The following is a 17,245-nucleotide window of genomic DNA, read 5'->3' on the forward strand; positions in this document are numbered from 1 at the left end:
TCTGATGAGATAAGCTTACCTGATTTCGCAGGCGGACAGAGTTCACATTTTGTTTAAGATTTAACGAGTAGCGTCAGGACTTCATAATGCGCGGTATGCGGGAACATATCGAACAGCTGGACGCGTTCAATGCGGTAGCCCGGCAGCGTCGCGATATCTTTTGCCATCGTCTGCGCGTTGCAGCTGGAGTAGACGATGTAGTCCGGTGCCATCTGGCTCAGATAGTCGCACAGCGCTTTCCCGATGCCCCGGCGCGGCGGGTTCACCAGCACCAGTTCAGGCACATTATCCTGCCCTGTCGCGAACTGCGTGGAGTCCAGCGCCTGGAAGTGCAGCCGGGTCAACCCAAGCTCTGCGGCAGACTGTCTGGCACAGGCAATCGCTTCGGCGGAGATCTCAATCCCGGTAAGCTGCATGTCTGGCGTGGCGCAGTGCAGACCGAAGCCGCCCACCCCGCAGAACAGATCCCACATATGATGGATATTTAACGCCCGCACCCAGTCACGGGCGGTGGCATAAAGCGCACTCGCGACGGTCGGGTTGGTCTGGAAGAAGCTTTGCGGACGGATCCACAGCGGTACATCGTTGAACGTTTCTGCCAGCGCATGCTGTTCGGTGAAGAAGATCTCCCGCTCCCCTTCCATGATAGCCATATGCACCGGCTGAATATTCGCGGTGATAACGGTTAACTGCGGAAGCTGTTGCTGAAGCCATGGCAACGCCGCGCGAAGCTGCTCCACCTTGGCTTCTGAGCGCAGAACAAAGCGCAGCATCATGCTGCCGTCTACCTGGCTTTCGGTAAGAAGAAGGTATTTGAGCTCGCCGCGCTTGCGGGCAACGTTATAGGGCGTTAACCCGGCACGGGCAATAAACGGTTTGATCGCAGCAAAGACCGGGGCGAACGAGGCGGGATAAAGCGGACAGTCGGTTAAATCTTCAGGCGTACCATCGCGATGCAACATGCCCAGCAGCGGTTTTTCAACGCTGCCGCTCACCACCATTTTGGCTTTATTACGAAAGCCCTGCTCCGGCCCGCTGACGGGTGCGCACCATTCGCCCACGGCATGGTCTGCCAGCAGGTGTTGCAGGTCGGCCATTTTGGCGGTGAGTTGCTGAGAAACCGGCTGTTCTATCCACTGACAGGAGCGGCAGCGACCGGCGTCATAGAGTGCGCACTGCATATCAAAACCTTAAGAATCACGAGGGCTGCGATTATACACATTATTGCAGCTGGAAGAACCGCCGACTGGAAGCAGGCACGAACAGGAAAAACAGCACCAGCATATCCGGGAGTTTTTGCAAAAACAGCGCGTGCAAAATCTCGCGTTTTGATCCACCCGCAATGCTGAACAGTTCCGGATAGCCATACCCCAGCGAGGCGGCCCACAGATAGCTCGCCGCCGTAATTTGCGTCAGCAAATAGACCCAGCGCGCCCAGTTGCGTCCTCTGACCAGCGAAAATGCGCAGTAAATCTCGATAAACACCAGTACCAGGCTGCTCAAAAAGACCAGCGTCAGGTTCCACGTCTGTACGCTGCGGTGAATGAATTCAGCCATACCGCGCACACCCAGGGTGTTAAGGATCATCAGCACATCAAGACAGCGGATCATAATAATAGCGAGCGCCGCCACCTGCACCAGTGCAGGAACGTTTGGACGAGCGTGCGTAAGACGTGATTTTTTTAATAATCCCAATGTTTTACTTCCCTGAAAAACAGTGCCGCGTCATGCGCGGCACATCACTGGAAATTTTAAATCCTTCAGCCGCGTCTTGCACGCTGGATATCACGCACACGTTGTTTTTCCGCGCGCGCCATCAAATACCAGGCGATAAATCCGACAATTCCGACCACCCCGAGGATGATCGAGGCCAGGGCGTTAATCTCCGGATTGACCCCCATGCGTACGCTGGAGAAGACCAGCATAGGCAGCGTCGTCGCGCCCGGTCCTGAGACAAAGCTGGCGATAACCAGATCGTCGAGCGACAGCGTAAACGCCAGCAGCCAGCCGGAAATCACCGCCGGCATAATCATCGGCAGCGTGATGATGAAGAAGACCTTCAGCGGCGTCGCTCCGAGATCCATCGCCGCCTCTTCAATGGAGCGGTCCAGCTCGCGCAAACGCGAAGAGATAACCACCGCCACGTACGCGGTACAGAAGGTGACGTGCGCCAGCCAGATGGTGAGCATGCCGCGATCTGCCGGCCAGCCAATGGCATGCGCCAGGGCGACGAACAGCAGCAGCAGCGCCAGACCGGTGATAACGTCTGGCATAACCAGTGGCGCGGTAATCATAAAGGCAAAGCCGTTCGACCCCCGAAAACGCCCGAAGCGCACCATGACCAGCGCGGCAATGGTCCCCAGCACGGAGGCCATCGTGGCCGCCAGCGCGGCGATGGTCAGGCTCAGCCCCACCGCGCTCATCATCGCGTCATCATGGAACAATTCGCCGTACCAGCGCGTCGACCAGCCGGCCCATACCGTTACCAGTTTGGAGCTGTTGAACGAGTAGATCACCAGCATCAACATGGGTGCATACAGGAAAGTAAAGCCAATCACCAGGATGGCAATTCGCCATGGGGAGCGCACTACCGGTAAGTTGTTCATCCGTGGTCTCCCATCTGTTTCTGCTGATGTTTGTGAAACCACATGATCGGTACGATCAGCAGGAGCAACATCACGATCGCCACCGCAGACGCCACAGGCCAGTCGCGGTTATTAAAGAACTCCTGCCACAGCACACGCCCGATCATGATGCTGTCCGGGCCACCGAGCAGTTCCGGGATAACAAACTCCCCTACCGCCGGGATAAAGACCAGCATCGACCCGGCAATAATGCCGCCCCGGGTCAACGGAACGATAACGCTGAAGAAGGTTTTAAGCGGACGGGCACCAAGGTCAAGCGATGCTTCCACCAGCGAATAATCGATACGCGTCAGCGCCGTATAAATTGGCAGCACCATAAACGGCAGATAGGCGTAAACAATCCCGATATAGACCGCGAGATTGGTATGCAGGATCGTCAGGGGCTGATCGATAACCCCAAGCCACATCAGGAAGTTATTCAGCACACCGTTGTTTTTCAGGATCCCCATCCACGCGTAGACGCGGATCAGGAACGAGGTCCATGACGGCAGGATCACCAGCAACAGCAGAATGTTGCGCGTCGAGGATTTACTGTGCGCCACGGCCCATGCCAGCGGGTAACCCAGAAGCAGACAGCAGATCGTCGAGATCGCCGCCACCTGCAACGACTGCAGATAAGCTTCGAAATAGAGCGGATCTTCCGCCAACTGCAGGAAATTGCCGAGGTTAAGGGTCAGCGTCAGCTGTCCGTCAGCCCAGTCCAGCAGGTTGGTATAGGGCGGGATCGCCCGCGCCATTTCCGCCAGGCTTATCTTAAAAACAATCAGGAACGGCAGCAGGAACAGCAGGATCAGCCACACGTAAGGCATGGCAATCACCAGCTTGCGTCCGTGGTTCATCTGCATGCGCGCCAGCCAGTGCGCAAAGCCACCCGGTTTTTCAACGCGGGCTGGAGGTTCTAAGGTACTCATTGTCCGCTCCTTATACCGTCAGCACTACACAACTGTCCGCATCCCAGCACAGGCGAACTTCATCGCCCCAGGTCGGCTGTCCCTTGCGATAACGATGTTCGTTCTGCAGCTGGGCGCTGAGCATCTGCCCGCTTTTCAGACGCACATGGTAGATGGAGAGGTCGCCCAGGTAAGCAATGTGCACCACTTCCCCGACGGCGAAGTTAAAGCCATCGGCAGGCGGATCTTCGCACAGCATGATCTTCTCCGGGCGGAGCGCGACATACACCGGCACGTTATCCACCACCGAGCTATCCGGATCGACCTTAAGCGGATGCTGCAGCCCCGGCGACTCGATCACCAGACCGTCATCCTCGCGCGATTTCAGCAGCCCTTCAAAGACGTTGACCGACCCGATGAACTCCGCGCTGTAGCGGGTGGTCGGATGCTCATAAATCTCTTCCGGCTCGCCAATCTGTACGAACTTACCGCGGTTCATGATCGCAATACGCCCGGCCATGGTCATCGCCTCTTCCTGGTCGTGGGTAACCATCACGCAGGTCACCCCCACGCGCTCAAGGATATCCACCACTTCCAGCTGCATACGGTCACGCAGTTTTTTATCCAGGGCCCCCATCGGTTCATCGAGGAGCAGCAGCTTTGGCCGTTTCGCCAGGCTTCTGGCCAGCGCCACGCGTTGACGCTGGCCACCAGAGAGCTGATGCGGTTTACGCTTCGCGAACTCCTGCATGTGCACCAGGCTGAGCATCTCTGCCACGCGGGCGGTGATTTCGGCTTTCGGCAGTTTGTCCTGCTTAAGACCAAAGGCGATATTCTGCTCCACCGTCATATGGGGGAAGAGCGCGTAAGACTGGAACATCATGTTTATCGGGCGCTGATACGGCGGCACGCGGGAAAGATCGACACCATCCAGCATGATTTGCCCGGCGGTAGGCTGTTCAAAACCGGCCAGCATACGCAGCAGGGTCGATTTACCGCAGCCAGATGCGCCCAGAAGGGCAAAAATTTCACCTTTGTAGATAGTCAGGCTGACGTCGTCCACGGCATGCTGACCATCGAAAGATTTGGTGAGGTTACGAATTTCAAGAAGCGGGGTCAGCGCTTTACGGACTTTCGCCTGCGGGCGGGGGATCGCGTCATTCACGGGGTGCTCTCCGGCAGAAATCAAAACTGGTGCAAACGCACCATCAGGGTGCGCATCGTCGGGCGGCGCTCACGCCAGCCCGACCGACGGGTTTAGCAGGCCCGGTGAGCGTTTTCGCCACCGGGCAACCGTACCGGACGCCGTTATTTACCGCTTTTCACTTTGGTCCACGCACGGGTACGTACGCGGTCAATTTTTGGATCCTGAACTTTCAGGGTGAACAGCTTGGCAAACACATCCGCCGGCGGATAGATAGCCGGGTTATTGCGGATCTCTTCGCTGACCAGCGGCACAGAGGCCTTATTGCCGTTAGCGTAATAGACGTGATCGCTGATATGCGCGATGACTTCCGGACGCATCAGGTAGTTAAGGAACTGGTAAGCTTCGTCTTTGTTTTTCGCGTCAGCCGGCATGGCGAAGACATCGAAGAACGCCAGCGCGCCCTCTTTCGGAATGAAGTAGGAAACATTTACGCCGTTTTTGGCTTCTTTGGCGCGGTTAGCCGCCTGCCATACGTCCCCTGCCCAGCCAATCGCCACGCAGATATCACCGTTTGCCAGATCGTTGATGTACTGCGAGGAGTGGAAGTAACGAATGTTCGGACGCAGCTTCAGCAGCAAATCGGTTGCCGGGCCGGTGTAATCATCGGCCTTGCTGCTGTTAGGATCTTTGCCCAGGTAGTTCAGTACGGTGGCGAAAATCTCTTCTGGCGCATCCAGGAAAGAGACGCCGCAGCTTTTAAGCTTCTCAAGGTTTTCCGGCTTCAGCACCACGTCCCAGCTGTCGAGTTTGACATCTTTACCCAGCACCGCTTTGACTTTATCGACGTTATAGCCAATACCGGTGGTCGCCCACAGATACGGCATCGCATATTTGTTGTCCGGGTCATGCTTGGCGACCAGCTTAAGCACTTCCGGATCGAGGTTTTTCCAGTTCGGTAATTTGCTCTTATCGAGCGGCTGGAAAACACCTGCCGTCAGCTGACGCTCAAGGAAGCTTGCGGAAGGTACCACCAGATCAAAACCGGTACTGCCCGCCATCAGTTTCCCTTCCAGCACTTCGTTGGAATCGAAAACGTCATAGACCACTTTAATGCCGGTCTCTTTTTCGAAATTAGCGACGGTATCCGGCGCGATATAGTCAGACCAGTTATAAACGTGCAGCGTTTTTTGTTCCGCAGCGAGCGTGCCGGCAGAGACGGCCATCAGAGCACCCGCAACCAGACCCGATAACCATTTTTTATTCAAGGCGATCATATCGTTATTCCTTCTGAAAGCTCGTTAACAAACGAACTAAAACTGTGCAATCTGAAGATATGCAATAATCATGCATAGTTTGTCGCTCTGCACGAAATAAAAAGAAACCTCTTTACCCGGCAGGATCCGCTCGCTTTTTTAAGCATCGCAAGAATAACTGTAGCCCGTGTCTCCGGCTATAGCCCAGACGAAAAAACGCCTTTTATCAATTTTTTATACAGGTTATGTCTACGTGATAAGCCGAAATGGCGTTTGGGGAGGTGAAAAATTCTTTAAAGAAAGGTTAAAAGCAGCAGAAAAAATGGCGTTATGCAGCCGCTATGGCAGCGACTGCGCAAAAGTCAGACAGGCTTAGTGAAGAAAATTGGGAGATGCATCATTATTCTCTGCATCATCTTCCGCGCTATACAGCAGATGGTGCGCATTCGCTTCCATCATTACCATCGAAATTTGCTCTTCACTCAAGCGCATAAACCAGGAGAACTGCTTGAAAGAGAGGCCGGCACCGGAGAATAAAGACTGGCAAACGACCAGTTTTGGCAGATTATCATCCTGTATATCGAGAAATGCTTTCACCGTCAAAGAACTGGCGTTGATGGCCGACAGGTCAGAGGCCAGGGCCAGCAGCGCAGACGGTTTCACTTCGGCCAGCGCAGAGAAGAGGATCACGTCGTTAATGAGATCGATTTTGGCATCGAAAATACCATCGAAATTTTGCATATGAGGCAAATGCAGCGCCTGGCAGGAATCACATTCAAAGAAAGTGATACCGGCATCATCGAGCCATTGACGTAACGTATCCAGTGTTGGAACGACCTGTAAATCCATCGCTGTGCAGCCTCTTTAATAAAAACTTCGCATAGAGTACGCAAAAAGTGCGCTGTAATCCATTTAACCGCCCGTTTTCAGACAGTAGCCCGGCGTTGCGTGGCGCTCGACCCATGAGATCATTTTACCCGCAATATCGACCCCGGTGGTTTTTTCCACCCCTTCCAGTCCCGGTGAGGCATTCACCTCCATCACCAGCGGCCCGCGCGTCGCCCGCAGTAAATCAACACCCGCCACATCCAGCCCCAGCGTTTGCGCCGCCTTCACGGCAATCTCACGCTCGCGATCGCTGATATCCGCGACTCTCGCCACGCCGCCACGGTGCAGATTAGAGCGGAAGTCGCCCTCTTTTGCCTGGCGTTCGATGGCCGCAACCACCTCGTTACCGACAACAAAACAGCGAATGTCGCGCCCTTTGGCTTCTTCAATGTACTCCTGCACCAGAATATGGGCATTCAGCCCACGAAAGGCGTCAATCACGCTTTCCGCCGCCTGCCGCGTTTCGGCCAGCACCACACCAATGCCCTGAGTGCCTTCCACCAGCTTGATCACTAACGGTGCGCCACCCACCATATCGATTAAATCGCTGGTGTCGTCCGGTGAATGCGCAATGCCGGTAACCGGAAGATCGATTCCCTGCCGGGCAAGCAGTTGCAGCGAACGGAGCTTATCGCGGGCGCGAGATATCGCAACGGATTCATTGAGCGGATAGCTGCCCAGCATCTCAAACTGGCGCAACGCGGCCGTGCCGTAATAGGTTATCTGGGAGCCGATGCGGGGGATAACCGCATCAAAATGCGGGAGCTTACGGCCTTTGTAATGAATCGATGAGGCAGCAGGATCAATGTTCATATAGCAGGACATCGGATCGAGGATCTCAACCTGATGCCCCCGTTTTGCCGCCGCTTCTCGCAGGCGTTTACATGAATAGAGCGTTCCATCCCGGGACAAAATGGCAATTTTCACCCTGCACCTCTCTAAAGACATGGAAAAAGCCTGCGTATCATACACGCAGGCAGGCGCAGGATGAATGGGCTATCGTGTCGCCCAGCCCTGTTTGTGCAGATAGTCGAGAATAAACGGGCGATTCTCTTTAATGATGGTGCGACGAATGTGGTCACTCCAGGTATCGCGACGGTTATTGCTGTCGCGCGTCATGTAGTAGTGCGCCAGCTCTTCATCGTATTGCGCCAGCACATCCTGATCGACAGGCTGGTAGTGGTTTTCATGCACCAGCATCGCCGCAGGCAGGCGCGGCTTGAGGTCCGGGTTATCCGCAGGCCAGCCAAGGCACAGGCCAAACAGGGGCAGAACATGTTTTGGCAGCTTCAGCAGTTCGGTAACGCTTTCGATATTGTTACGCAGCCCGCCGATGTATACGCCGCCCAGCCCCAGCGATTCCGCCGCCGTGAAGGCGTTTTGCGCCATCAGCGCGGTGTCCACCACACCCAGCAGCAGCTGTTCGGCAAGGCCAAGCTCGGCTTGCGGGCAGATCTGCAGGTGGCGGTTAAAATCGGCGCAGAACACCCAGAACTCGGCTGCCTGTGCCACATGCTTTTGTCCACCAGTGAGGGTCACCAGTTGTTCACGCATTGCCGGGTCGGTAATACGAATAATGGAGCTGCACTGCAGGAAGCTGGAGCTGGATGTCGCCCTTGCACTGTCAATAATGGCTTCACGCTGCGCCGGCGTTATCGGCTCGTCGGTGAAGTGGCGAATTGAACGATGGGAACGTAGCAGGTCTATGGTTGGCGTCATCTTGTCTCTCTTTGTCTTGCGTGAATCATATCGCAGCCAGTATAGGCAATGATGCGCGCGATGTAATTGGCGAAACATAGCTGAGAGGTATTATAACGACAGGCGAAACCTTCTTTAATGACGGCAGGTTATCGGGCACTATAGACCCATTCGCCGTCAGGCTTGTTTTCGAGGAGAGAGAAATGTTTGCAGTAATTTTTGGTCGTCCAGGGTGCCCTTACTGTGTGCGCGCGAAAGAGCTGGCTGAGAAACTGACCGAAGAGCGTGATGATTTTAACTTCCGTTATGTTGATATCCACGCGGAAGGGATCAGCAAAGCCGATCTGGAAAAAACCGTGGGTAAACCGGTTGAAACCGTACCGCAGATTTTCCTCGATCAGAAACACATCGGCGGTTGCACAGACTTTGAAGCATACGCTAAAGAACATCTGGGCCTGTTTGCCGCTCAGTAATGCTAAGACGCCCTCACCCTGAGGGCGTTTTTATTTGTGCTGTCTGCGCCGGGCCAACATGCTGTGGACAAACAAAAAGCATAGCGCTCCCAGTGCGCACCAGAAGACGCCACTCAGCAACCACGCCAGCTCCTGCCAGAAACTTCGCGTTGAAATATACAGTGACCGCATCAGCAGCAGACACAGCGGCGCTGCAAGTATTGCGCCCAGTAACGGTTTCACCACTTCCCCCCGGCGGGAGAGAAAACTGGCAGCAGCCCCTGGCAGGGTGAAAAAGAGCAGCCCCAGCTCCGGATGACCCGACGCCCTGAACGCCCCCTTCACATTAAAAGCGAGGGACATGCAAACGACAATGAACAGCAAAAAGCAGCTGATCACCCCCGCCCAGTTTCGTTTAATGTTCAAACTATCCTCCTGACTTATCTCTATCAAATACACTTTCGTCGGGTAGACGCCCAGTCAGATAAAGCAATGCGGCAATCCTTGCCAAAGTACACACAGGGTGAAGCGATAATAGGTGGCTGTCAGTAGCTAATACGATTAAACTAACCGCCAGCTAATGTTTTAGGGAATAAAGCTGGAAACAGGGAGCGTTAAAGCCTTTCCCTGACCCAGAAAACAGTAGCCCAAAAAGTCCTTTCATTCAACAACTTACTGGTAAACAAGAAGTTAGCCTCCGTGAATATAAACGTCGCAGACTTGTTAAATGGGAATTACATCCTGTTATTATTTGTGGTACTGGCGCTGGGCCTTTGCCTGGGTAAATTGCGCCTTGGTTCGGTTCAACTTGGTAATTCCATTGGCGTTTTAGTCGTCTCACTATTATTAGGCCAGCAGCATTTCAGCATTAACACGGACGCGCTCAACTTAGGCTTTATGCTGTTTATTTTTTGTGTTGGTGTGGAAGCCGGGCCCAACTTTTTTTCAATTTTCTTCCGCGACGGCAAAAATTATCTGATGCTGGCGCTGGTCATGGTCGGCAGCGCGCTGCTGATCGCCTTAGGGCTGGGTAAACTGTTTGGCTGGGATATCGGGCTGACGGCCGGTATGCTCGCCGGCTCGATGACCTCCACGCCGGTGCTGGTGGGTGCAGGCGATACTCTGCGCCACTCCGGCATGGCCGGTGTGCAACTCTCTACCGCGCTCGACCACCTGAGCCTGGGCTATGCCCTGACCTATCTGATTGGTCTGGTGAGCCTGATTGTGGGCGCCCGCTACCTGCCAAAACTGCAGCACCAGGATTTGCAGACCAGCGCTCAGCAAATTGCCCGCGAACGCGGTCTGGACACCGACAGCAAGCGTAAAGTCTATCTGCCCGTGATTCGCGCCTACCGCGTTGGGCCCGAGCTGGTTGCATGGGCGGACGGGAAAAACCTCCGCGAGCTGGGGATTTACCGCCAGACAGGCTGCTATATCGAACGTATTCGCCGTAACGGCATTCTGGCAAACCCGGACGGCGACGCCGTGCTGCAGATGGGCGATGACATTGCCCTGGTCGGTTACCCGGATGCCCACGCCCGCCTCGACCCGAGCTTCCGCAACGGTAAAGAGGTGTTTGACCGCGATCTGCTCGACATGCGTATCGTCACCGAAGAGATTGTGGTGAAAAACCATAACGCCGTCGGCCGTCGTCTGGCACAGCTGAAGCTGACCGATCATGGTTGCTTCCTCAACCGCGTGATCCGCAGCCAGATTGAGATGCCAATTGACGACAACGTCGTGCTGAACAAAGGCGACGTTCTGCAGGTCAGCGGCGATGCGCGACGCGTTAAAACCGTTGCGGACCGCATCGGCTTTATCTCTATTCACAGCCAGGTCACCGACCTGCTGGCCTTCTGCGCCTTCTTTATCGTTGGCCTGATGATCGGGATGATCACCTTCCAGTTCAGTAACTTTAGCTTTGGCATCGGTAACGCTGCCGGGCTGCTGTTCGCCGGCATCATGCTGGGCTTCCTGCGAGCGAACCACCCGACCTTCGGCTACATTCCGCAGGGTGCGCTCAATATGGTGAAAGAGTTTGGTCTGATGGTCTTTATGGCGGGTGTCGGCTTAAGCGCCGGTAGCGGCATTGGCCACAGCCTGGGTGCTGTTGGCTGGCAGATGTTGGTTTCCGGACTTATCGTCAGCCTGGTACCGGTCGTGATTTGCTTCCTGTTCGGCGCTTATGTGCTTCGCATGAACCGCGCCCTGCTCTTCGGGGCAATGATGGGGGCCCGTACCTGCGCCCCGGCAATGGAAATTATCAGTGATACCGCACGCAGCAATATTCCTGCGCTGGGCTATGCGGGCACCTACGCTATCGCTAACGTACTGCTTACGCTGGCAGGTACGCTGATCATCATCATCTGGCCTGGACTCGGATAACTCTTAAGTTCTGCGCACGACGAAAAAATTTTCGTTACGCGCAGAACTTTTTTATCAGGGGGCAGTCATAACTATTGCCACTGCTTTTCTTTGATGTCCCCAATTTGTGGAGCCCATCAACCCCGCCGTTTTGGTTCAAGGTTGATGGGTTTTTTGTTGCCTGAAATTCCCCTCTTCAACATTCCGCCTTCCCTCTTTCCACCCAAACATATATGCTTAACCATATATATAACCAACCGCAGGAAAGCCGATGCTACATCCGGTCCAACTTTTCAAAGCCCTCTCCGACGAGACCCGCCTGTCCATCGTCATGCTTCTGCGCGAAGCCGGGGAACTGTGCGTCTGCGATCTCTGTTCCGCCACGGCTGCATCACAGCCCAAGGTATCGCGCCATATGGCGCTGCTGCGTGAATCCGGGCTGGTGAGCGATCGCCGGGAGGGGAAATGGGTTTATTACCGTTTGTCCCCCACTATGCCGGCATGGGCTGCCACCGTGATTGACAACAGCTGGAACTGTTTGCGGGAAGAGACCCGCACAAAGCTGAAAAACCGTCTTCCGGGCGCGTGTTAAAACATATTCATAAAAACAGATATAACGGAGTTCACGATGTTTCTGGCTGGGGCAATTTTTCTGTTTACACTGGTGCTGGTCATCTGGCAGCCCAGAGGGTTAAGTATAGGCTGGAGCGCCACGATGGGCGCTGTACTGGCGCTGGCTAGCGGCGTGATCCACATTAACGATATTCCGGTGGTGTGGAATATTGTCTGGAACGCGACGGCCACGTTTATCGCCGTCATCATCATCAGCCTGCTGCTTGATGAGTCCGGATTTTTCGAGTGGGCGGCGCTGCATGTGGCCCGCTGGGGTAATGGCAAGGGCCGGTTGCTGTTTACGTATATCGTTCTGCTGGGCGCGGCCGTTGCGGCGCTTTTTGCCAACGACGGCGCGGCGCTTATCCTCACGCCCATCGTTATCGCCATGCTGCTCGCCCTCGGGTTCAGCAAGCAGGCCACGCTGGCGTTTGTCATGGCGGCTGGATTTATCGCCGACACTGCCAGCCTGCCGCTGATCGTTTCGAACCTGGTCAATATCGTATCGGCAGACTTCTTCTCGCTGGGGTTCAGCGAATACGCCTCGGTGATGATCCCCGTGGATCTCGCCGCGATTGCGGCCACGCTGGTGATGCTGCACCTGTTCTTTCGAAAGGACATTCCGCCAGCATACGACCTGTCAAAACTCCGCGAGCCTTCCCGCGCGATTAACGATCTTCCAACCTTCAGAACGGGCTGGATTGTTCTGTTACTGCTCCTTGTCGGGTTCTTTGTACTTGAACCGCTCGGCATTCCGGTCAGTGCGATCGCGACAGCAGGCGCGTTGATTTTATTTGCCGTTGCAAAGCGCGGGCATGCCATTAATACGGGAAAAGTGCTTCGTGGCGCGCCGTGGCAGATCGTTATCTTCTCGCTGGGGATGTACCTGGTGGTGTATGGCCTGCGCAATGCCGGGCTGACGGAGTATCTGTCAGGGGTTCTTAATCTCCTCGCCGGGCATGGCCTGTGGGCCACCACGCTCGGTACCGGGTTCATCACGGCGTTCCTGTCATCCATAATGAACAATATGCCGACCGTCCTGATTGGGGCACTCTCTGTCGATGGCAGCACGGCATCGGGTGTGATTAAGGACGCGATGATTTATGCCAACGTGATTGGCTGCGACCTGGGTCCGAAGATCACGCCTATCGGCAGCCTGGCCACCCTGCTCTGGCTCCATGTCCTGGCGCAGAAAAACATGACGATCACCTGGGGCTATTATTTCCGGACAGGCATCATCATGACGTTGCCGGTTCTGTTTGTGACGCTCGCCGCGCTGGCGTTACGTCTCTCCTTCACACTGTAATGAGTAACGGATATGAGCCATATCACCATTTACCACAATCCAGCCTGCGGCACCTCGCGCAACACGCTGGAGATGATCCGCAACAGCGGCACTGAACCCGAAATTATTCTGTACCTTGAGAACCCACCGTCACGTGATGAACTGACCAGACTGATTGCTGAGATGGGGATTTCCGTGCGGGATTTGCTGCGCAAAAATGTCGAACCTTATGAACAGCTGGGCCTCGCCGGGGACCGGTTTACCGACGACCAGCTTATCGATTCTATGCTGCAGCATCCGATCCTGATTAACCGTCCGATCGTGGTGACGCCGCTGGGCACTCGCCTGTGCCGCCCTTCCGAAGTCGTACTCGATATCCTGCCTGATGCACAGAAAGGAGCGTTTACGAAAGAAGATGGCGAAGCGGTGGTGGACGCCAGCGGAAAAAAAATCTCCGGCAGCTAATTCGCTGATAGTGATGCCGTAAGTCTTGTGAGCCACATACCCTGCCCCGTGGCGGAGTTGCATCCGCCGTCACCCGACCCATAATTTGATGGACCGGGCTGGTGAGGGGATGCAGGTATGAGTCTCAAAAATAAAACCGCCGTTATCTTTGGTGGCAGCGGCGCTATTGGCAGCGCCGCTGCGTACGCGCTCGCCCGTGAAGGGGCTACGGTCTACCTCGCGGCACGCGATCAGGCCAGGCTGGAGCACGTCGCTAACCGCATTCACGCCGCTGGCGGGTCAGCCCGGCTGTTTGTTTTCGATGCTCTCGATGCCGACGCGACGCTCCCGGACGTTACCGGCATTGATATCGTCGTGAATGCCACGGGCTTTATGCACGACCAGGGTAAACGCCTCGACGCATTAACGCTCAGTGAATTCAGACAGGGGTTCGACCCTTTTCTGGCCGCCTATTTCAACATCGCCAAAGCTGTCGCACCCCGTATGGGCGGTGAGCGTGCCGGAACGCTTATCACCGTCGTTGCGCCGGCTGCAAATATGGCGATGCCGGGACATCTCGGGCATATCGTTGGCTGCGCGGGAACGGAAGCGTTAACCCGTGCGCTCGCGGCGGAGCTGGGGGCAAAGAATATTCGTGTCCTGTGCGTGCGTTCGCATGCGATAGCCGACGCGGTTCAGGCCGGTTCCGGTGTGGGTGACCTGTTCGCCATCAAGGCGCAGGCGATGGGCATCACCGTGGAGCAGTTTCTGGAGGGCGCGGCACAGAGCACGATGCTGAATCGCCTGCCCACACTGAAACAGGTGGCAGATACCATCGCGTTTCTGGCGTCAGATGCAGCCGGTGCCATCACGGGAACAACGGTGAACATGACGGCCGGCGCCACCACAATCTAACGTCCACTCTCGCCCGCTATCCTGCCGACCATCGCCCGGGTCTCCTCCCGGGTGAGCGGGGCTCTGTCGGTCACAAAGTGCAGCGTCATCCCTTCGATAAAGGCATCCAGCGCGCGGGTGGTCACCGGGTCGAACCACTGCTCAAGCGTGGTCTGGCTCATCTTCATCCAGTCCTGCATTACCGTTTTGAGCGCCGCACTGCGGTGCATAAAGGCATAGAGCTGGTACATCAGCGCCATATTCTGCGGCGTCGTGACCTGCGAACTGTGGATCAGCGTGGTGATGGATTCGCACGCCATTTCTGGCCCGGTCACGCCGGCGAAGAAATCCCGATACTGCTGCGACATCTGCCGGGTAAACCACGTAAAGGCCTCTTCCAGCAGCGACTCCATACCGTCAAAATAGTAGGTCATCGACCCCAGCGGCACGCCCGCGCAGGTGGCAATTTTCCGGTGCGTCACGGCATGAATACCGTGCTCTGCAATGGTGTCCAGGGTCGCCTGCAGGATCTTCTCCCGGCGTTGAGGATCGTTCGGTGCTCTGCTCATAAATTCCCCACGTGGTTTGTGTACAAATGTACACAAACTTGCTAGTGTTGTCGCTATTGTTGTACTTCCGGTGCTGACTTCAATGACTCTGACCTCCCCCCGTAGAACCCTGCAGCTGCGCATGTGGGCGCTGTTTATGTTCTTCTTTATTCCCGGTCTGCTGATGGCCTCATGGGCTACGCGAACCCCTGCCATTCGCGATATTTTATCCGTCTCAACGGCCGAGATGGGCATCGTGCTGTTTGGCCTGTCGATAGGCTCCATGAGCGGTATTCTGTGCTCCGCGTGGCTTGTCAAACGCTTCGGTACACGGGCGGTCATCCGCACCACCATGTGCTGTGCCGTGTTCGGGATGCTGGTGCTGAGCGTGGCGCTGTGGCTTGCCTCGCCGGTGCTGTTTGCCCTTGGGCTGACGGTGTTTGGCGGCAGCTTCGGTGCCGCTGAAGTGGCCATTAACGTTGAAGGGGCATCGGTTGAACGTGAGATGAATAAAACCGTACTGCCGATGATGCATGGCTTTTACAGCCTTGGCACGCTGGCCGGTGCGGGTGTGGGGATGGCGCTGACGGCCTCGGGTGTCGCCGCGAACCTGCATATTCTGCTGGCCGCACTGGTATGTATTATCCCCATTCTGACCGGTATCCGGGCGATCCCTGACGGCACCGGCAAGAACAGCTCTGACGAACACGCCACCGCGGAAAAAGGGCTACCGTTTTACCGCGACATTCAGCTGATGCTGATCGGCGTGGTGGTGCTGGCGATGGCCTTTGCGGAAGGGTCCGCTAACGACTGGCTGCCGCTGCTGATGGTTGACGGCCACGGTTTTAGTCCAACCTCCGGCTCCCTGATCTACGCTGGTTTCACCCTCGGGATGACCGTCGGGCGCTTTACCGGTGGCTGGTTTATTGACCGCTACAGCCGCGTGGCGGTGGTGCGTGCCAGCGCCCTGCTGGGCGGGCTGGGGATTGCGATGATCATCTTTGTGGACGTGGACTGGATTGCCGGCGTGTCGGTGATCCTCTGGGGGCTGGGGGCTTCGCTTGGCTTCCCGCTCACCATTTCAGCCGCCAGCGACACTGGCCCGGATGCACCGACCCGCGTCAGCGTGGTGGCCACCACGGGCTACCTCGCCTTCCTGGTGGGGCCACCGTTGCTCGGCTTCCTCGGCGAGCACTACGGGCTGCGCAGCGCCATGCTGGTGGTGTTAGGGTTAGTGATCATCGCAGCGCTGGTAGCGCGCGCGGTCGCGAAGCCGGAAACGGAACAAACGACACTGGAGAAGGGATATGAGCGTTAAACTGATCGCCGTCGACATGGACGGCACGTTTCTGAGCGATGCCAAAACCTATAACCGCCCGCGTTTTCTGGCGCAATATGCACGAATGAAAGCGCAAGGCATTCGCTTTGCGGTTGCCAGCGGCAACCAGTACTACCAGCTGATTTCCTTTTTCCCGGAGATTGCCCATGAAATTGCGTTTGTCGCGGAAAATGGCGGCTGGGTGGTTAGCGCCGGGGAAGATGTCTTTAACGGTGAACTGTCGAAGACGCACTTCGACACCGTTGCCGCCGTGTTAAACGATGTGCCGGGCATTGAGATTATCGCCTGCGGAAAAAGCAGCGCCTATACGCTGAAGCACTATGACGACGGCTTTAAGGATATCGCGGCAAAGTACTACCACCGTCTCGAAATGGTGAGTGATTTCAGCAACCTGAACGATATTTTCTTCAAATTTGGGCTTAACGTCTCTGACGACGACATCCCGCGTATTCAGGCGATGCTGCACGAAAAGCTGAATGACATTATGGTGCCCGTCACGACCGGCCACGGCAGTATCGACCTCATCATCCCCGGGGTGCATAAAGCCAACGGTCTGCGAATACTGCAAAAGCGCTGGGGCATCGACGACAGCGAAGTGGTGGCTTTTGGCGATAGCGGGAATGACGTAGAAATGTTGCGCCAGTCAGGGTTCAGCTTTGCGATGGCAAACGCCAGGCCGCATATTAAGGCGGTGGCGCGCTTTGAAGCCCCGCACAATAACGACGAAGGCGTGCTGGATATAATTGATAAGGTGTTGAACGGCGAAGCGCCGTTTCATTGACGCCA

The 17,245-nt window shown here is 55.9% G+C and carries 19 protein-coding genes; 8 read left to right on the forward strand and 11 right to left on the reverse strand.

Annotation, left to right across the window (positions count from 1 at the left end; genetic code table 11):
• Positions 1–53: 53 nt before the first annotated feature.
• The 9 genes from rlmC to nfsA form a co-directional block, all read right to left on the reverse strand.
• On the reverse strand, positions 54–1,181 hold the full coding sequence (rlmC, locus tag BJ887_RS14885) for a 23S rRNA (uracil(747)-C(5))-methyltransferase RlmC (RefSeq protein WP_121340055.1): 1,128 nt from the start codon (positions 1,179–1,181) through the stop codon (positions 54–56).
• 40 nt (positions 1,182–1,221) lie between these two features.
• Positions 1,222–1,695, reverse strand: coding sequence for a YbjO family protein (locus BJ887_RS14890; protein ID WP_014169315.1), 474 nt, complete (start codon positions 1,693–1,695; stop codon positions 1,222–1,224).
• A 65-nt stretch (positions 1,696–1,760) separates the two neighbouring features.
• Positions 1,761–2,606, reverse strand: a complete 846-nt coding sequence (gene potI, locus BJ887_RS14895) for a putrescine ABC transporter permease PotI (protein ID WP_020884869.1) — start codon at positions 2,604–2,606, stop codon at positions 1,761–1,763.
• Positions 2,603–3,556 (reverse strand): putrescine ABC transporter permease PotH, encoded by a 954-nt coding sequence (gene potH / locus BJ887_RS14900; RefSeq protein ID WP_044867654.1) that lies wholly within the window; start codon positions 3,554–3,556, stop codon positions 2,603–2,605. The genes potI and potH overlap by 4 nt, the downstream gene beginning before the upstream one ends.
• A gap of 10 nt (positions 3,557–3,566) precedes the next feature.
• Positions 3,567–4,700 (reverse strand): putrescine ABC transporter ATP-binding subunit PotG, encoded by a 1,134-nt coding sequence (gene potG, locus BJ887_RS14905; RefSeq protein WP_020884870.1) that lies wholly within the window; start codon positions 4,698–4,700, stop codon positions 3,567–3,569.
• Positions 4,701–4,843: 143 nt separating this feature from the next.
• Positions 4,844–5,956 carry a spermidine/putrescine ABC transporter substrate-binding protein PotF gene (gene potF / locus BJ887_RS14910; RefSeq protein WP_014169310.1) on the reverse strand — a complete coding sequence of 371 codons (1,113 nt, stop codon included), beginning with the start codon at positions 5,954–5,956 and terminating at the stop codon, positions 4,844–4,846.
• Between the two features lie 351 nt (positions 5,957–6,307).
• Positions 6,308–6,784, reverse strand: coding sequence for a YbjN domain-containing protein (locus BJ887_RS14920; protein WP_014169308.1), 477 nt, complete (start codon positions 6,782–6,784; stop codon positions 6,308–6,310).
• Between the two features lie 63 nt (positions 6,785–6,847).
• Complete coding sequence (gene rimK, locus BJ887_RS14925) at positions 6,848–7,750, reverse strand: 30S ribosomal protein S6--L-glutamate ligase (RefSeq protein ID WP_020884872.1); 903 nt, start codon at positions 7,748–7,750, stop codon at positions 6,848–6,850.
• A gap of 69 nt (positions 7,751–7,819) precedes the next feature.
• Positions 7,820–8,542: a nitroreductase NfsA gene (gene nfsA / locus BJ887_RS14930; RefSeq protein WP_025204598.1), complete on the reverse strand. Its 723-nt coding sequence runs from the start codon at positions 8,540–8,542 to the stop codon at positions 7,820–7,822.
• A 182-nt stretch (positions 8,543–8,724) separates the two neighbouring features.
• Between nfsA and BJ887_RS14935 the strand changes: the two genes are divergently transcribed.
• Complete coding sequence (locus BJ887_RS14935; protein ID WP_014169305.1) at positions 8,725–8,994, forward strand: GrxA family glutaredoxin; 270 nt, start codon at positions 8,725–8,727, stop codon at positions 8,992–8,994.
• 30 nt (positions 8,995–9,024) lie between these two features.
• Here the strand turns inward: BJ887_RS14935 and BJ887_RS14940 are convergent, their stop codons facing one another.
• Positions 9,025–9,399: an inner membrane protein YbjM gene (locus BJ887_RS14940; protein ID WP_020884874.1), complete on the reverse strand. Its 375-nt coding sequence runs from the start codon at positions 9,397–9,399 to the stop codon at positions 9,025–9,027.
• A gap of 273 nt (positions 9,400–9,672) precedes the next feature.
• On the opposite strand from BJ887_RS14940, the gene BJ887_RS14945 reads away from it, so the two are divergent.
• The 5 genes from BJ887_RS14945 to BJ887_RS14965 all read left to right on the forward strand — a co-directional run bounded on the left by BJ887_RS14945 (position 9,673) and on the right by BJ887_RS14965 (position 14,593).
• Positions 9,673–11,358 (forward strand): aspartate:alanine antiporter, encoded by a 1,686-nt coding sequence (locus tag BJ887_RS14945; RefSeq protein ID WP_121340057.1) that lies wholly within the window; start codon positions 9,673–9,675, stop codon positions 11,356–11,358.
• A gap of 250 nt (positions 11,359–11,608) precedes the next feature.
• Positions 11,609–11,929, forward strand: a complete 321-nt coding sequence (locus tag BJ887_RS14950; protein WP_121340058.1) for a metalloregulator ArsR/SmtB family transcription factor — start codon at positions 11,609–11,611, stop codon at positions 11,927–11,929.
• A 36-nt stretch (positions 11,930–11,965) separates the two neighbouring features.
• Positions 11,966–13,255, forward strand: coding sequence for an arsenic transporter (locus BJ887_RS14955; protein WP_047742408.1), 1,290 nt, complete (start codon positions 11,966–11,968; stop codon positions 13,253–13,255).
• A gap of 12 nt (positions 13,256–13,267) precedes the next feature.
• Positions 13,268–13,699, forward strand: a complete 432-nt coding sequence (gene arsC / locus BJ887_RS14960) for a glutaredoxin-dependent arsenate reductase (protein WP_025204600.1) — start codon at positions 13,268–13,270, stop codon at positions 13,697–13,699.
• 117 nt (positions 13,700–13,816) lie between these two features.
• Complete coding sequence (locus BJ887_RS14965; protein WP_121340059.1) at positions 13,817–14,593, forward strand: SDR family NAD(P)-dependent oxidoreductase; 777 nt, start codon at positions 13,817–13,819, stop codon at positions 14,591–14,593.
• Here BJ887_RS14965 and BJ887_RS14970 read toward each other — a convergent pair.
• A complete protein-coding gene (locus tag BJ887_RS14970) occupies positions 14,590–15,141 on the reverse strand; it encodes a TetR/AcrR family transcriptional regulator (RefSeq protein ID WP_121340060.1) in 552 nt (183 codons plus the stop codon). The genes BJ887_RS14965 and BJ887_RS14970 overlap by 4 nt on opposite strands.
• 82 nt (positions 15,142–15,223) lie before the next feature.
• Between BJ887_RS14970 and BJ887_RS14975 the strand changes: the two genes are divergently transcribed.
• Entirely contained in the window at positions 15,224–16,438 is a 1,215-nt protein-coding gene (locus BJ887_RS14975) for an MFS transporter (protein ID WP_121340061.1), read from the forward strand.
• Positions 16,428–17,240, forward strand: a complete 813-nt coding sequence (locus BJ887_RS14980; RefSeq protein WP_040017012.1) for a Cof-type HAD-IIB family hydrolase — start codon at positions 16,428–16,430, stop codon at positions 17,238–17,240. The genes BJ887_RS14975 and BJ887_RS14980 overlap by 11 nt, the downstream gene beginning before the upstream one ends.
• Positions 17,241–17,245 lie beyond the last annotated feature (5 nt).

The organism is Enterobacter sp. WPR_3_1 (genome assembly GCF_003635055.1).
Lineage (GTDB): Bacteria > Pseudomonadota > Gammaproteobacteria > Enterobacterales > Enterobacteriaceae > Enterobacter > Enterobacter ludwigii.

Coding starts and splice junctions, on each gene's coding strand:
- rlmC (WP_121340055.1), bottom strand. CDS start 1,181: ATGCAGTGCGCACTCTATGACGCCGGTCGCTGCCGCTCCTGTCAGTGG.
- potI (WP_020884869.1), bottom strand. CDS start 2,606: ATGAACAACTTACCGGTAGTGCGCTCCCCATGGCGAATTGCCATCCTG.
- potH (WP_044867654.1), bottom strand. CDS start 3,556: ATGAGTACCTTAGAACCTCCAGCCCGCGTTGAAAAACCGGGTGGCTTT.
- potF (WP_014169310.1), bottom strand. CDS start 5,956: ATGATCGCCTTGAATAAAAAATGGTTATCGGGTCTGGTTGCGGGTGCT.
- BJ887_RS14920 (WP_014169308.1), bottom strand. CDS start 6,784: ATGGATTTACAGGTCGTTCCAACACTGGATACGTTACGTCAATGGCTC.
- nfsA (WP_025204598.1), bottom strand. CDS start 8,542: ATGACGCCAACCATAGACCTGCTACGTTCCCATCGTTCAATTCGCCAC.
- BJ887_RS14935 (WP_014169305.1), top strand. CDS start 8,725: ATGTTTGCAGTAATTTTTGGTCGTCCAGGGTGCCCTTACTGTGTGCGC.
- BJ887_RS14950 (WP_121340058.1), top strand. CDS start 11,609: ATGCTACATCCGGTCCAACTTTTCAAAGCCCTCTCCGACGAGACCCGC.
- BJ887_RS14955 (WP_047742408.1), top strand. CDS start 11,966: ATGTTTCTGGCTGGGGCAATTTTTCTGTTTACACTGGTGCTGGTCATC.
- arsC (WP_025204600.1), top strand. CDS start 13,268: ATGAGCCATATCACCATTTACCACAATCCAGCCTGCGGCACCTCGCGC.
- BJ887_RS14965 (WP_121340059.1), top strand. CDS start 13,817: ATGAGTCTCAAAAATAAAACCGCCGTTATCTTTGGTGGCAGCGGCGCT.
- BJ887_RS14970 (WP_121340060.1), bottom strand. CDS start 15,141: ATGAGCAGAGCACCGAACGATCCTCAACGCCGGGAGAAGATCCTGCAG.
- BJ887_RS14975 (WP_121340061.1), top strand. CDS start 15,224: ATGACTCTGACCTCCCCCCGTAGAACCCTGCAGCTGCGCATGTGGGCG.
- BJ887_RS14980 (WP_040017012.1), top strand. CDS start 16,428: ATGAGCGTTAAACTGATCGCCGTCGACATGGACGGCACGTTTCTGAGC.